Consider the following 13,874-nt stretch of genomic DNA (forward strand, 5'->3'; position numbering starts at 1 on the left):
CGGTAACGCCCCCAACCCCGTTCGCCCTGAGCGAAGTCGAAGGGCAGGTCGCGCGCGCAGGTGCTTCGACTTCGCTCAGCACGAACGGACGGGGGTTCGGTACGCGGGTACGGCGTGTCAGGTCGGAATGACCGGCGGCACCCCGCCCTGCCGCGTCGCGACGAACCGCGCGAGCGGCGGTCCGATCAGCAAGACGCCCAGGAACCGCATCACCTGCAACGCCATCACGAACGGCACGTCAACCGGGCTCGACGCGGCGATGATCGCGACCGAATCCATCCCGCCGGGGCTCGACGCGAGATAGGCGGTGACCGGGTCGATCCCCGCCCAGCGTGTCAGCGCCGCCGCGATCCCGCCACAGAACGCGATCAGCAGCCCGACCGACAGCAGGATCCGCGGCATCGCCTTGCCGGCGACCCGGAGCGTATCGCGCGTAAACGACAGTCCGATCTTCCACCCGACCACCGCATAGCTGATCGCGAGCAGCCATTGCGGCAGCACCGGCTGCGCGATCCCGGTGACGTTGAGCACCCCACCCAGCACGAGCGGTCCGAGCAACGCGCCCGCGGGCAGGCGCAGCTTGACGCCAAGAATCGCGCCCACGCCCGCGATCGCCACCGTCCGCAGCACCGCAACCGGATCGACGCCCACGAACCACGCCGCGGCCGGATGGTGCCCGCTGCCGCCGCCGACCATCACCGCCGCCAGCACCGAGGCAACGACCGCGACGCACACGACGCGCGTATAGGTCATCACCGCGACCAGCCGCGAATCCGCGCCATAGGCCTGTGCCATCAGCACCATCGCGCTCGCCGCCCCCGGCGTCGAACCCCATACCGCGACCGTCCCCGGCAGCACCTGCCAGCGGCTGAGCAGATAGCCGAGCACACTGCTGGCCGCGAGCGTCGCGACATTGACCGCGAGGAACACCGGCCAGTGCTGCGCGACGGTCGCGACGATGCCGGTGGTGATCGACCCCGCGATCAGCGTCCCCACCGCCGCCTGTGCGCCGCGAAAGGCGAGGATCGGCACCCCCAGCGACCAGCCGCGCACCGCGAGCACGACCGCCGCGATCATCGGTCCGAGCAACAGTCCGGCGGGCAGTCCGATCCATTCCAGCGCCCCCGCCACCAGCGCCGACAGCGCGACCAGCAGAGCCCAGCGCCAGATCATGCCTTGGTCGCGAACCAGATCACGTGACGCGCCCCGCCCTTGCGCGTCGCGCGCGCGACGACCTCGTCGACCGCGAACCCCGCCTCGTCGAGCCGCCTGGCGAACGGCTTGCTCGGCGCCGACGACCACACCGCGAGCACCCCGCCCGGCCGCAGCGCCGCGCGCGCCCGCGCGAGCCCCGAAGCGCCGTAGAGCCGGTCGTTGCCCGGCCGCGAAATCCCGTCGGGGCCATTGTCGACGTCGAGCAGGATCGCGTCCCACTCCCCGTCCGCGATCGCCGCCGCCACGTCACCCTCGAAGATCCGAGTCCGCGGGTCGGTCAGGCTGTCGCCGTGCAGCGCCGCCATCTGCCCGCGCGCCCATTCGACCACCGCGGGCACGATCTCGGCGACCGCCACCTCGGCATCGGGCCCCAGCCGCGCGAGTGCTGCGCGCAGCGTGAAGCCCATGCCGAGCCCGCCGATCAGCATCCGCACGCCCGGCCGCGCGCCGATCCGTTCGCACGCCTGCTCGGCCAGCGCCTCTTCGGACCCGCTCAGCCGGCTGTTCATCAGCTCGTTCGCGCCGAGCATGATCGAGAATTCCGCGCCGCGCTGGAGCAGCCGCAACTCGCCGCCCCCCGGCACCTGCGCCGTCCCGAGAAGAACCCGCGGGATCACGCAGACCACGCCGCGATGTCGTCCTGCTCGCCAATCAGCGCGAGGCCGTGCGCGATCGAGGTCAGCTCGCCGCCGCTCATGATCGCCGCCTCGCCGAACCGCTCGACGAAGATCTGCCGCACCCGCGGGATCAGCGACGACCCGCCGGTCAGGAACACGCGGTCGATATCGCCGCCGCCGACCTTCGCCGCGGCCAGCGCGCTGTCGACCGTCGCCTCGATCCGCGCGACATCGTCGGCGATCCAGCCCTCGAACCGCGCGCGCGTCACCTCCGCCTCGATCTCCAGCCCCGCGCCCGCAAAGTGGAAATGCGCGTCCTCGCCCTGCGACAAGGCCCGTTTCAGCGTGCCGACCGCGTCGTACAGCGGATAGCCGAGCTCGTTCTCGATCACCGCGATCATCCGCCCGATCGCATCCGGGTCGATCGCGGTCTTCTGCAACCGCTCGAGCTCGGTCATCGTCTTGCGGTTGCGCATCAGCGCGAGCCTGGACCAGTCGGCGAAATCTGCGAAATAGGCGCGCGGGATCTCGAGCTCCTTGCCGAACGACCTGTACGCGCCGCCCTTGCCCAGCATCGGCAGCACCAGCCGGTCGAGGATGCGGTAGTCGAACCGGTCGCCCGCAATGCCGATGCCCGCATGGCCGAGCGGCGTACAGCGTCGCGCCGCGCCCGGCTCGGCGACGCGCACAACCGAGAAGTCGCTCGTGCCGCCACCGAAATCCGCGACCAGGATCGTCGCCGGCTCGGTCAGCCGCGTCGCATAGCTGTACGCAGCGCCGAGCGGTTCGTAGACATAATGGATCTCCGCGCCGAAGCCCTTGAACATCGCGTCGTAGCGCGTCCGCGCCAGCGCCTCGTCGGGCCGCGCGCCGGCATATTCGACCGGCCGCCCGACCACGATCCGCTGCGGCCGCGTGTCGAGCTTGCCGCCCGCATGCGCGATCAGCTTGTCGAGGAACAGCTTGCCCATTTCCTCGAAGCGATAGCGCTTGTCGAAGACCGAGGCCTGCTCGAACGTCTTCATCGCCGCGACCGACTTGAACGACTGAATGAACCGGCTGTCGAGCGGATATTCCATATATTCCGCGATCGCCCACGGCCCCGCATCGACCGCGAGCCCCTTGCCGCTGTCGTCCTGCCAGAAGCAGAGCGCGGAGCGGAACACCGGGCTGGTCTCGGCGGGGGCGGCGAAGGTCACGAGTTCGGGCGTGCCCCCGGGCGTCCCGAGCGCCACGACGCTGTTGGTCGTGCCGAAGTCGAGCCCCAGGGCGGGACTCGCGGCTGGCGTTTGCATGAAGGTCTCCGGGAGCGGGTGGCGCCTGCCTATGCCGACCGGGGCCCCGGGATGGCAACCGGTAAAGTCACGCGCAGCGCGTCTTCGCGCTCGCCCGGGGTCAGCGCGCGACCATCTCGCGGATCCGTTCGGCGAGCACGTCGAGCGCGAACGGCTTGGTGATCATCTCCATCCCCGCACCCAGAAACTCGCCGCGCACCGCCGCCTTTTCGGCATAGCCGGTGACGAACAGGATCCGCAGATCGGGCCGATGCCGCCGCGCGACCTCGGCCAACTGGCGCCCGTCCATCCCGGGCAGGCCGACATCGCTGACCAGCAGGTCGATCCGCCGCTCGCTTTCGAGGATCGGGATCGCCGCGTGCGCGTCGCCCGCCTCCATCACGCCATAGCCGAGGCTGCCGAGGATATCGACGATCAGCATCCGCACTGCGACATCGTCCTCGACCACCAGCACGCATTCGCCGTCCGCGCGCGGCAGGTCGCGGTCCGCGGTCGGCACGCTGACCGCGGCGGTGCCGTGGAAGCGCGGCAAGTACAGCTTGACCGTCGTGCCCTCGCCCTCCTCCGAATAGATCCGGACATGCCCGCCCGACTGGCGCGCAAAGCCATAGATCATCGACAGGCCGAGCCCGGTGCCCTGCCCGATCGGCTTGGTCGTGAAGAACGGGTCGAACGCCTTCTCGATCACCGCCTTCGACATGCCCGTGCCGGTGTCGCTGACGCCGATCGCGACATAGTCGCCGGGCGCGAGATCGCCGATCGCCTCGGTATAGTGCGCGTCGAGATGCGTGTTCTCGGTCTCGATCGTCAGCCGCCCGCCCTCGGGCATCGCGTCGCGCGCGTTGATCGCGAGGTTGAGCAGCGCGCTTTCGAGCTGGTTGGCATCCGTCGTCACCGGCCAGGTCGCGTCCTGCCGCCGGATCTCGAGCCGCGCATTCTCGCCGAGCGTCCGTGCGAGCAGATCCTCCATGTCGGCGATCAGCCGGTCGACATCGGTCGCCTTCACGTCGAGCGACTGGCGCCGCGAAAAGGCGAGCAGCCGCTGCGTCAGGCCCGCGGCGCGCTGCGCGGAGACCGTCGCCGCCTCCAGATAGCGGTCGACCTTGTCCGGGCGCGGTTCGGGCACGTTGCGCCGGACCATGTCGAGCCCGCCCAGGATACCGGTCAGCATGTTGTTGAAATCATGCGCGATACCGCCGGTCAGCTGGCCGACCGCCTCCATCTTCTGCGCCTGGCGCAGCGCATCCTCGGCGCGCGCGAGCTGTGCCTCGCGCTCCTTGTCCGCAGTGACGTCGCGCCCGACCGCGTTGATCAGCCCGTCGCCCGGCCGCGCCGCCCAGCTGATCCAGCGATAGCTGCCATCCTTGTGGGCATAGCGATTGTCGATCCGCGCGACCGCCTCGCCGCGGGCGATCCCCGCCGCGGCCAGGCCGGTATGCGCGACGTCGTCGGGGTGGAGCAGCGAGAAGAGCTGGCGTCCGACGATCTCGTCCATCGACCAGCCCAGCATGTCGGTCCAGGCGGGATTGGCGGCGACGATCGTGCCGTCGAACTCGGCGCGCAGCATGATGTCGGACGACAATTCCCACAACCGGTCGCGGTCGGCGGTCGACACCTCGACGGCTTCGGCCAGTCCCTCGTTGATCGCGCGCAGCTGGCGCTCCGCCGCCTTGCGCGTCGACTGGTCGAGGATCGCGCCGATCATCCGCGTCGGCGCGCCGTCCTCGTCGCGGATGACGTAGCCGCGGTCGAGCACATCGGCATAGCGGCCGTCGGCGCAGGCGAAGCGGTATTCATCGGTCCAGTCGCTGTCCTGCCCGTAAATCACCGCATCGATGCTCGCATGGATCCGCGCGCGGTCCTCCGGATGGACTTGGTCCAGCCACCAGTCGCCGGTCGACTTCGCATCGGGCAGGACATGGCCATAGGCGCGCGTCAGCGCCTCGTTCCACAGCACCGAATTGCTCCGCAGGTCCCAGTCCCAGATCGCGTCGTTGGTCGCGCGGCTGGCCAGCCGCAGCCGCTCGCTCGTCTCGCGTAGCGCCGCCTGTGCGCGGCGATCGTCGCTCATGTCGACGACCGTCCCGACCAGCCGGATCGGGATATCGCCATCGAAGAACGCGATGCCGTGCGCGACGATATGGCGCTCGACGCCGTCGCTCTGGCCGATCGTGCGATATTCCGAATCGAACATCCGCGTGCCCCGCGGATCAAGCGCGGCGGCGACTTGCGCATCGGCGGCCGCGCGGTCGTCGGGGTGGAGATTGGCGAGGAAGGCGGACTCGTACTCGACCGGCGCGCCCGCCGGGATCCCGAACAGCGCGCGGCACCGGTCGTCCCAGCGCAGCATGCCGTCCGCCGGTCGATAGTCGAACCGCCCCAGCCGCGCGACCCGCGTCGCCAGTTCCAGCTCCTCACGGCTTTCGGACAGCGCGACCTCGTTGCGGCGGCGCTCGCTGATGTCGTTGAACAGCACCGCGACATGATGCAGCTCGGGCGCATCGACGCGGTAGGCATAGACCTCGAACCAGCGATCCTGCAGCGCGGAGGCGGGATCCTCGAACCGCAGCGGCTCGCCGGTCGTCGCGACATGGCCGTACAGGTCGAACCAGCGCTGTTCCATGTCGGGCGCGACGTCGCGCATCGTCCGCCCGATCATGTCGTCGAGCCCGGTGTTGCGCGCGAACGCCCGGTTCACCTCGAGGAAGCGATAGTCGTACGGCGCACCGTCGGCGAACAGCACCTCGATCACGCAGAACCCCGCATCGATCGATTCGAACAGAGAGCGATAGCGTGCCTCGCTCGCCTTCACCGCGATCTCACCGCGCACCCGGTCGACCGCGTCCGAGGTGCGCAGCGCGACGTCCTCGACCAGCGCGATATCCGCCCTGGTCCAGTCGCGCGGCGTGGCCTCGTGCAGGTACAGGACCGCCGCCAGCCGCCCGTCGCGGAGCAGCGGCGCGGCGATCAGTGCGCCGACGCCGGCCTGCGCCCAGCACCGCGCGGTCGCGGGATCACGCGCGCGTGCGTCGGTCGCGCAATCGTCGACGATCACCGTGTGCCCGCGCCGCAGATCGGTGATCACGCCCGCGCCCAGCGCCGCGTCCCCGTCCCCGTCTCCGTCTGGCGTCGCGGCGAGGCCGGGCAGCGTCCCGTTCGACCAGTCGCTGACGCCCTGGGTCATCGCGCCGTCCGCCGACACCTCGTAATAGCCGCAGCGCGCGACGTCGAGATGCGAGCCCAGCGCCGCGGCGGCCGCCGCCATGATGTCGTCGGGCCGCGCCATCGTGCGGAACAGGTCGACCAGCGCGAGCTGGAACGCCTGTCGCGCGAGCAGTTCATCACGATCGAGCAGAGGGGGACGCATAACCTATGTGTGCCCGGAGAGACCGGGGAAGTCGAGCCATGCGTGGCTCAGCCGCGCTTCAGCCGGACCAGCGCAGCGTCGAGCGCGGACAGGAAGCGCGACCGGTCCGCCTTGGCGAAGGGTGCAGGGCCACCGATCACGTCGCCGCCCGCGCGCAGATCGGCCATGATCGCGCGCGTCGCGATCGCACCGCCGATCGAGCTGGTGGTGAACGGCTTGCCGGTGTTGGCAAGCACGGTCGCCCCCGCTTTCACGCAGCGATCGGCGAGCAGGATGTCCGCGGTGATCACCACCGCCTTCGCATCGGACTGCTCGGCGATCCAGTCGTCGGCGGCGTCGAACCCGTCGCTGACCACGACGCGGTTGACCAGCGGGTGGACGGGTATCCGAAAATGGCTGTTCGCGACGATGGTGACGGGCACCTCGTGCCGCCACGCGACCTTGTAGATCTCGTCTTTGACGGGACACGCATCGGCGTCGACGAGGATGCGGAGCGAGGGTGGCGTGTCGGTCATGGTCATTTTCCGCCCCTACCCCTCCCGTCATCCTGACGAAAGTCAGGATCCAGGATCAAGCAGGACGGCGTCCGCGGCTCTGGATCCTGACTTTCGTCAGGATGACGGGGCTGGAGGCGGCCGGCGCCCTCACCCCGTTCGCCCTGAGCGAAGTCGAAGGGCATGCCCCAAGCCGGGGTGCTTCGACTTCGCTCAGCACGAAAGGAAAGCGGCAGGTTCAGCTACGCTCGCGATTGCCGCGATACGGCGCCTTGCGCGCCGGGGCCGGACCGCCACGCGGGGCCGCGCGGTGCAGCGTCGAGCGCGGGGCGCCCGCGTTGCTGCGGCCACCGCCGCCGGCATGGCGTGCGGTGCTCTCGGGCGCGCCCTGCATCGCCTCGATCGCGACGCCGCTCTCCTCTTCGCCCGCCTGCGCGGTGCGCTGGATCGCCGCCGAGAAGCGCGACGCGACGGCGCGCGGGATCTCGAACGCGGTCTCGTTCGGGCCGATGCGGATCGCACCGATCTCGGACTTGGTGATGTGCCCGCGACGGCAGATCAGCGGCAGGATCCAGCGCGGATCGGCGTTCTGGCGACGACCGATGTCCATGCGGAACCAGACGGTGTCCTCGAACCCGGCGCGCGGCCCCTGCGAACGATCGTCGCTGACCGACTGCTTGCTCTGGTCGATCAGATCCTCGGCCTGCGGCATCGTCGCGCGGTGCATGTGGACCAGCGCCGCGGCAATATCCTCAGGGGTCTTCTCGGCCATCAGGCGGGTCGCGAGCTCGCGATCCTCGTCCTCGACCTCGACCGGCTGCATCAGCATCGTGATCAGCCGCTCATGATCGTTCTTGCGGATGTCCTCGGCGGTCGGGGCGTTGACCCACTCCGCGTTGATCTTCGCACCTTTCAGCATCATGTCGACGCGACGGCGACGCGGGAACGGCACGATCAGCACGGCGGTGCCCTTCTTGCCCGCACGACCGGTACGACCCGAGCGATGCTGGAGCGTCTCGGCATCGCGCGGCAGCTCGACGTGCACGACGAGGCTGAGCGTCGGCAGATCGATGCCGCGCGCGGCGACGTCGGTCGCGACGCAGACACGCGCACGACGGTCACGCAGTGCCTGAAGCGCGGCGTTACGCTCGTTCTGCGAATGCTCGCCCGACAGCGCTACCGCGGCGAAACCGCGCTCGACGAGGCTCGCATGCAGATGGCGCACGTTATCGCGCGTCGCGCAGAACAGCATCGCCGTCTCCGCTTCGTGGAAGCGCAGCAGGTTGATCACCGCATGCTCGATCTCGGACGGCGAGACCGTGACGGCCTGGTACGAGATGTCGCCATGACCGCGATCCTCACCGACGGTCGAGATCCGCACCGCGTCGCGCTGGTAGCGCTTGGCGAGCGCGACGATCGGCCGCGGCATCGTGGCCGAGAACAGCAGCGTCCGGCGCTGCTCGGGCGACGCGTCGAGGATCTGCTCGAGGTCTTCGCGGAAACCCATGTCGAGCATCTCGTCGGCCTCGTCGAGCACCGCGACCTTCAGGGCCGACAGGTCAAGCGCGCCGCGCTCGAGATGGTCGCGCAGACGGCCGGGCGTGCCGACGACGATATGCGCGCCGTGTGCGAGGCTGCGACGCTCCTTCGACGCGTCCATGCCGCCGACGCAGGTCGAGATGCGCGCACCCGCCTTGGCATAGAGCCACATCAGCTCGCGGCTGACCTGCAGCGCGAGTTCGCGCGTCGGGGCGATGCAGAGCACGAGCGGCTTGTGCGGGGCCGGCAGGCGCTGGACGCCGTCCTCACCTGCTTCACCGAGCAGTTCGCCGGCCATCGCCAGGCCGAACGCGACGGTCTTGCCCGAGCCGGTCTGTGCCGACACGACGAGATCGCGACCGACCGCGTTCTCTTCGATCACATGCGCCTGGACGGGGGTGAGCGCGGTATAGCCACGCGCGGCGAGCGCTTCGGAAAGAAGCGACGGAATATTTGAAAAAGGCATGTACGTCCTAATTGGTGGCCGGCTTGACGCTACGGCAAAGCACTGGCGTGGTGGTCCCTACAGGACTTGGCCCGCGGCCCACCCGCTCGCCCATGCCCATTGGAAGTTGTAGCCGCCGAGCCACCCTGTGACATCGACCGCTTCGCCGACCGCATACAGGTTTTTTACGCGTTTGGCTTCCATTGTTTGTGAAGAAAGCTCAGCAGTGCTGATTCCGCCCGCCGTCACCTCCGCCTTGGCATAGCCTTCGCTGCCATTTGGCGTGAATTGCCAATGGCTTAGCGCACGCTCCGCGTCCTGCAGCCGGCGATCGGTGAGCGTGGAAATCTCCCCCGTCATCCCCAGCCGCTCGCTCAGCGTCTCGGCGAGTCGGTCGGGCAACGTCCCCCCGAGCAGCTTGCGCAGCGTCGTGCGCGGCGTGGTGCGCTTGGCCGCGGGGAGCCAGCCGGAGTCGCGGTCGGGAACGAAATCGATGCCCACCGGCTGACCGTGCCGCCAATAGGACGAGGCCTGCAGGATCGCCGGGCCCGACAGTCCGCGATGCGTGAACAGCGCCGCCTCGCGAAACGCGGTCTTGCCGGCCGTCGCAACGACGTCGGCGGCGACGCCCGACAATTCGCGGAACAGGATCTCGTCGCCGCCGAGCGTCAGCGGGACGAGCGCGGGCCGCGGCTCGACCACCTTCAACCCGAATTGCCGCGCCAGATCATAGGCAAAGCCGGTCGCGCCCATTTTCGGGATCGACGGCCCACCGGTCGCGATCACCAGCGCGGGCGCGGTGACCGCGCGGCCGTCGATCGCGACGCGGTAGCCGCCGTCACCCTGCTCGACCGCGGTGACGCCGCGTCCCAGCGACAGGTCGACCCGCCCCTTGTCGCATTCGTCGAGCAGCATCTCGACGATCTGCTTCGCCGAGCCGTCGCAGAACAGCTGCCCCAGCGTCTTTTCGTGCCACGCGATCCCGTAGCTCTCGACGAGCGCGAGGAAATCCTGCGCGGTGTAGCGGCCGAGCGCGGACTTGGCGAAATGCGGATTGGCGGAGATATAGCGGTCGGCGGCGGTGTGCATGTTGGTGAAATTGCACCGCCCGCCGCCCGAGATCAGGATCTTCTTCCCCGCCTGCTCGGCATGATCGACGAGCAGGATCCGCCGCCCGCGCTGGCCCGCGACCGCGGCGCACATGAGCCCGGCGGCGCCCGCCCCGAGGATGATCGCGTCGTAATCGGACAAGGTTCGCTCCGTGCGGCGCGGGGTGCGGGCCGCTGGTCAAAGGTGTTTCCCTGCGAAGGCGGGACCCAGGCTGGGCTCCCGCCTTCGCGGGAGAACAAGGCCGGATTCAGCGCGTTCGGGATCGCCCATATAGGCGCCACCGGCTCCTAACAAAAGCACCACCCCGGCGAAGGCCGGGGCCCAGTTGGGGGACGGCAATGACGCACGTCGCGCGCCGTTACCCCCACCTCTCCAACTGGACCCCGGCCTCCGCCGGGGTGGTGAATTCTAGAATCGTCATCCTGACGAAAGTCAGGATCCAGAGCCACAAGCGGCGACGCCAGCTGCTCTGGATCCTGGATCACGTCCAGGACGACGAGCGGCTACCGCAGCTTCGCGATATTCAGCGAATCTTCCTTCGCGCGCGTCTTCACCGATTCCTCGCTCCGCGTCAGCGCCTTGGCGATCGCCTTCAGCGCCATGCCCTTCTTGGCGAGCGTGTGCAGCTTCTGGATCTCGTCCTGGGTCCAGGGCTGGCGATGCCGTTCGAATTTTGCCTCGGCCATTATGCGATCTCCATTATCTCGATCGCATCCGCCTTGCCGGCAAACGCCACCGTCTCGCCCACCGCGGCGCCCATCAGCGCGCGCGCGAGCGGGGCGGAGAAGGCGAGGCGATCCTCGCCCGGCTCCGCCTCGTCGCCGCCGACGATTGCAATCGTCCGTTCCGCGCCATTCATCCGCACGCGCACCGATGATCCGATCCCGACCTCACCCTCTTCGGGCTCCGGCGCGAGCTCGGCAGTCGTCTGGCGCGTATGCCAGTAGCGCAGGTCGCGCAGCAGGACCTTGCGTGCTTCCTCGTCCGTCTCGGCCGCCACCGCCGCCTCGATCGTCTCGACGCGCTCGCCGATCAGCGCAAGGCCGCGCGCCGTGACCAGATTGGGCCCCGGCGCGATCGGCTGTTCGAACTTCGGCTCGAGATGTTCCTCGTCGCTTTCACGGCGAAACGCGACGCTCATGCGCTTACTTCAGACATGCGACGATCCCGGCGATCGCCGCCAGCGTGCCGTCGACATTCTTCACCTTCACGACGTCGAGCCCGAGCTGCTCGGCCGGATAGTCGTTGCCGCCCGGGAAGATCGCGTCGCCGATGAACATCATCTTGTCGAGCGCGATGCCGCTCGCTTCGTTGAGCTTCTTCAGGCCGTACGCCTTGTCGACACCCTCGCGCGTGATGTCGATCGAGGTCGCGCCGCCCATGTTGATCGACAGACCCGGCAGACGCTGGCGCAGATCGGCCTGGATCACCTTGCGCTTGGCGAAGTCGGGATCCCAGCTGTGCTTGGCATCGATCGGCGCTTCCTGGCCGAGCGCGGAGAAGGTGATCTGGCTCCCGCGATCCTCGATCCGCTCGCCCCAGGTCTGCTCGGGGACGAACCCGGTCGCCTCGAGCGACTCGTCGAATGCCTTGAGGATCTTCTGCTTCTCGTGTTCCTCGAACAGCTCGGCATAGACCGCACGCCAGGCGTCGTCGAACCGGTACAGCTTGGTGCCGGTCGTCGGCATCAGCCACAGCTTGGTGCGGTCGGCGCGCTCGGGCAGACGGCTCGCGACCTGCTTTTCGAACTGCGGCCAGTCACCACCCGAGATCACCGCGACATGCGCGACGTCGAGCAGGTCGGCGAGCGCCTCGCCCATCGGCTCCTGCAAGGGCTGCTTGCTTTCGGCCAGCGTTCCGTCGAGGTCAAAGGCAACCAACTCTTTCATGCGGAAACTCCAGTCAGGATAAATGTGTCGATCGCGTGCGCGACGCCATCGGCATCGTTCGCGGTGGTAATCTCGTGCGCGACGTCACGGACATTTTGCGGCGCATTGCCCATCGCGATCGCCAGCCTGGCCCGCTTGAGCATCGCGATGTCGTTCGCCTGGTCGCCGATCGCCGCGGTCTGCGTCAGGCTGATGCCGAACGCGTCCGCGAGTTCCTCGATCCCGCTGCCCTTGTTGCCCGCCACGGGCGTGATGTCGAGATAATAGGTCTGGCTCTGGACGATCGTCGCCTGCGCGTCGAACTTCGCCGCGACCTTGGCGTGCAGGTCGCGCAGCAGATCCTCGTCGTCGCTGACGAACGTCACCTTGTCGGCCTTGCCCAGCAGGTCGGTGAAGTCGGCGACGATCACCGGATCCTGCGCCGAGGCCTTGCGCTCGCTGTCGACATGCCCGCCCTGGTCGGTGCTGGCGTACCAGACGTCGTCGGCGAAGATCCAGGTATCGACGGGGGCGTCACCGATGATGTCCATCGCGCCGCGCACGACGTCGACATCGACCATGTGATGCTCGATCACCGTCCCGTCGCGCTTGAACACGATCCCACCGTTGAACGCGCCCATCGGCTCGTCGATGCCGAGCAGTTCGGCGATCGGCATCATCCCCGATCGCGGCCGCGCGCTGATGATCGTGAAGCCCAGGCCCGCCGCCTTCAGCCGTTTGACCGCATCGACGGTCGCGGGTGCGACCTTCTTGTCCTTGTCGACGAGCGTGCCGTCGACGTCGGACACGAGCAGCTTGATATTCACTGGGGCATCTCGACATGCCCGCCGAAGCCGAAGCGCATCGCCGACAACAGCTTGTCGCCGAACGTGTGGTCGACCCGGCTGCGATAGCGTGCGTAGAGCGCGGCGCTCAGCACGTTGGCCGGCACCTTCTCTTCCATCGCCGCGTCGATCGTCCACTGGCCCTCGCCCGAATCCGCGACGCTGCCGCTGAACCCTTCGAGCGTGCCGTCCTTGGCGAGCGCGATCGCCGACAGGTCGAGCAGCCACGACGAGATCACGCTACCGCGACGCCACACTTCGGCGACGTCGGTCAGGTTGATGTCGAAACGCTGGTCCTCCGCGACATGCTCGCCCGACTTGCCCTTGAGGATGTCGAAGCCCTCGGCATAGGCCTGCATCAGGCCGTATTCGATGCCGTTATGGACCATCTTGACGAAGTGCCCGGCACCCGGAGGGCCGGCGTGGATATAGCCCTTTTCCGCACGCGGATCGGCCTGCCCCTCGATGCGGCCCGGCGTGCGGACGATCTCGCCCATGCCCGGTGCCAGCGTGTCGAAGATCGGATCGAGATAATCGACCGTCTCCGTCTCGCCGCCGATCATCATGCAATAGCCGCGCTCAAGGCCCCAGACGCCGCCCGACGTGCCGACGTCGACATAGCGGATGCCCTTTTCGGCGAGGTCCTTCGCACGGCGGACGTCGTCCTTGTAGAAGCTGTTGCCGCCATCGATGATGATGTCGCCCTCGGCGGCCTTTTCGGCGATCGCCTGTACGGTCTGCTCGGTCGGCTCGCCGGCGGGCACCATCACCCACCAGATCGCGGGCGTGTCGAGCTTCCCACGCATGTCGTCGAGCGAGTCCGCGCCGATCGCACCATCCGCCGCGAGCTTCTTCACCGCCTCCGCATCGCGGTCGAACGCGACGACCTCATGGCCGTTCTTCATCAACCGGCGCGCGATATTGCCGCCCATCCGGCCGAGGCCGATCAGTCCGATCTTCATGATTCACTCCGCGCTTTCGCTGGAAAATACCTGCCGTTCGTCCCGAGTAGACGTCGAGCGTGTCGAGACGACGTATCGAGGGACATGTATCTCGATACGGTCTCTCGGCTTCGCTCG

At 68.5% G+C, this 13,874-nt stretch carries 12 protein-coding genes; all 12 read right to left on the bottom strand.

Annotated features, from left to right (window positions below):
• Positions 1 to 117: 117 nt before the first annotated feature.
• The 12 genes from NEF64_RS15970 to gnd all read right to left on the bottom strand — a co-directional run bounded on the left by NEF64_RS15970 (position 118) and on the right by gnd (position 13,757).
• The gene (locus tag NEF64_RS15970) at positions 118 to 1,173 is read right to left on the bottom strand and encodes an AbrB family transcriptional regulator (protein ID WP_056409198.1); all 1,056 of its coding nucleotides are present in this window, start codon (positions 1,171 to 1,173) and stop codon (positions 118 to 120) included.
• Positions 1,170 to 1,832, bottom strand: coding sequence for a spermidine synthase (locus NEF64_RS15975; RefSeq protein ID WP_056409309.1), 663 nt, complete (start codon positions 1,830 to 1,832; stop codon positions 1,170 to 1,172). Before NEF64_RS15975 ends, NEF64_RS15970 begins: the two co-directional genes overlap by 4 nt.
• The gene (locus tag NEF64_RS15980; RefSeq protein ID WP_056409196.1) at positions 1,829 to 3,127 is read right to left on the bottom strand and encodes an Hsp70 family protein; all 1,299 of its coding nucleotides are present in this window, start codon (positions 3,125 to 3,127) and stop codon (positions 1,829 to 1,831) included. Before NEF64_RS15980 ends, NEF64_RS15975 begins: the two co-directional genes overlap by 4 nt.
• A 100-nt stretch (positions 3,128 to 3,227) precedes the next feature.
• Positions 3,228 to 6,494, bottom strand: coding sequence for a PAS domain-containing protein (locus NEF64_RS15985; RefSeq protein WP_056409194.1), 3,267 nt, complete (start codon positions 6,492 to 6,494; stop codon positions 3,228 to 3,230).
• Positions 6,495 to 6,541: 47 nt separating this feature from the next.
• Complete coding sequence (locus tag NEF64_RS15990) at positions 6,542 to 7,009, bottom strand: YaiI/YqxD family protein (protein WP_056409307.1); 468 nt, start codon at positions 7,007 to 7,009, stop codon at positions 6,542 to 6,544.
• A 217-nt stretch (positions 7,010 to 7,226) separates the two neighbouring features.
• Positions 7,227 to 8,993 (bottom strand): DEAD/DEAH box helicase, encoded by a 1,767-nt coding sequence (locus NEF64_RS15995; RefSeq protein ID WP_056409192.1) that lies wholly within the window; start codon positions 8,991 to 8,993, stop codon positions 7,227 to 7,229.
• 57 nt (positions 8,994 to 9,050) lie between these two features.
• Positions 9,051 to 10,223: a BaiN/RdsA family NAD(P)/FAD-dependent oxidoreductase gene (locus NEF64_RS16000; RefSeq protein ID WP_261362608.1), complete on the bottom strand. Its 1,173-nt coding sequence runs from the start codon at positions 10,221 to 10,223 to the stop codon at positions 9,051 to 9,053.
• 362 nt (positions 10,224 to 10,585) lie between these two features.
• The gene (locus NEF64_RS16005; protein WP_031396458.1) at positions 10,586 to 10,768 is read right to left on the bottom strand and encodes a hypothetical protein; all 183 of its coding nucleotides are present in this window, start codon (positions 10,766 to 10,768) and stop codon (positions 10,586 to 10,588) included.
• On the bottom strand, positions 10,768 to 11,223 hold the full coding sequence (locus tag NEF64_RS16010) for a GreA/GreB family elongation factor (protein ID WP_056409187.1): 456 nt from the start codon (positions 11,221 to 11,223) through the stop codon (positions 10,768 to 10,770). Before NEF64_RS16010 ends, NEF64_RS16005 begins: the two co-directional genes overlap by 1 nt.
• Before the next feature lie 4 nt (positions 11,224 to 11,227).
• Positions 11,228 to 11,971, bottom strand: coding sequence for an HAD-IIB family hydrolase (locus NEF64_RS16015; protein WP_056409185.1), 744 nt, complete (start codon positions 11,969 to 11,971; stop codon positions 11,228 to 11,230).
• Positions 11,968 to 12,777, bottom strand: coding sequence for a Cof-type HAD-IIB family hydrolase (locus tag NEF64_RS16020; RefSeq protein ID WP_056409183.1), 810 nt, complete (start codon positions 12,775 to 12,777; stop codon positions 11,968 to 11,970). The genes NEF64_RS16015 and NEF64_RS16020 overlap by 4 nt, the downstream gene beginning before the upstream one ends.
• Complete coding sequence (gene gnd, locus NEF64_RS16025) at positions 12,774 to 13,757, bottom strand: phosphogluconate dehydrogenase (NAD(+)-dependent, decarboxylating) (protein WP_056409181.1); 984 nt, start codon at positions 13,755 to 13,757, stop codon at positions 12,774 to 12,776. The genes NEF64_RS16020 and gnd overlap by 4 nt, the downstream gene beginning before the upstream one ends.
• Positions 13,758 to 13,874: the final 117 nt, after the last annotated feature.

This window comes from Sphingomonas aerolata, assembly GCF_023935825.1.
In the GTDB taxonomy this organism is placed as follows: Bacteria; Pseudomonadota; Alphaproteobacteria; order Sphingomonadales; family Sphingomonadaceae; genus Sphingomonas; species Sphingomonas aerolata.

Coding starts and splice junctions, on each gene's coding strand:
- NEF64_RS15970 (WP_056409198.1), bottom strand. CDS start 1,173: ATGATCTGGCGCTGGGCTCTGCTGGTCGCGCTGTCGGCGCTGGTGGCG.
- NEF64_RS15980 (WP_056409196.1), bottom strand. CDS start 3,127: ATGCAAACGCCAGCCGCGAGTCCCGCCCTGGGGCTCGACTTCGGCACG.
- NEF64_RS15985 (WP_056409194.1), bottom strand. CDS start 6,494: ATGCGTCCCCCTCTGCTCGATCGTGATGAACTGCTCGCGCGACAGGCG.
- NEF64_RS15990 (WP_056409307.1), bottom strand. CDS start 7,009: ATGACCGACACGCCACCCTCGCTCCGCATCCTCGTCGACGCCGATGCG.
- NEF64_RS15995 (WP_056409192.1), bottom strand. CDS start 8,993: ATGCCTTTTTCAAATATTCCGTCGCTTCTTTCCGAAGCGCTCGCCGCG.
- NEF64_RS16005 (WP_031396458.1), bottom strand. CDS start 10,768: ATGGCCGAGGCAAAATTCGAACGGCATCGCCAGCCCTGGACCCAGGAC.
- NEF64_RS16010 (WP_056409187.1), bottom strand. CDS start 11,223: ATGAGCGTCGCGTTTCGCCGTGAAAGCGACGAGGAACATCTCGAGCCG.
- NEF64_RS16015 (WP_056409185.1), bottom strand. CDS start 11,971: ATGAAAGAGTTGGTTGCCTTTGACCTCGACGGAACGCTGGCCGAAAGC.
- gnd (WP_056409181.1), bottom strand. CDS start 13,757: ATGAAGATCGGACTGATCGGCCTCGGCCGGATGGGCGGCAATATCGCG.